Below are 279 nucleotides of genomic sequence, written 5' to 3'. Positions count from 1 at the left end.
GCAGCACGGCCTCAACCACCTCCGGGTAGCGATCGGCAAATGCCTTGCGCACCACGATGCCGTGGAAGGTCGGCACACCGGCTTCGCTGCCGTCGAAGATCTTGCGCCCGGTACCGCGGAACTCCATCACCTCCGACCAGGGGCCGAAGTCGGCATGGGCATCGATACGGTTGCCGGCGATGTTGGCCACCCCCACCGGCGGGCTCTGGTCGACGATGGCGATCTGCCCATCGAGTCCTGCATCGCGCAGGGCCTTGAGCGTCATGCCCCAGGCGGCAC

General features: G+C 67.4%; 1 protein-coding gene. It reads right to left on the bottom strand.

Translation table 11 applies throughout. The features are described from left to right. Positions 1 to 279: type 2 periplasmic-binding domain-containing protein (locus HOP53_RS21485; protein ID WP_234271884.1), on the bottom strand; the 279-nt coding region annotated here is incomplete at both ends.

Source organism: Billgrantia ethanolica, from assembly GCF_021404305.1.
In the GTDB taxonomy this organism is placed as follows: domain Bacteria; phylum Pseudomonadota; class Gammaproteobacteria; order Pseudomonadales; family Halomonadaceae; genus Halomonas; species Halomonas ethanolica.
The sequence above is the reverse complement of the archived record's forward strand: the minus strand, read 5'-3'. Positions and strand labels throughout refer to the sequence as shown.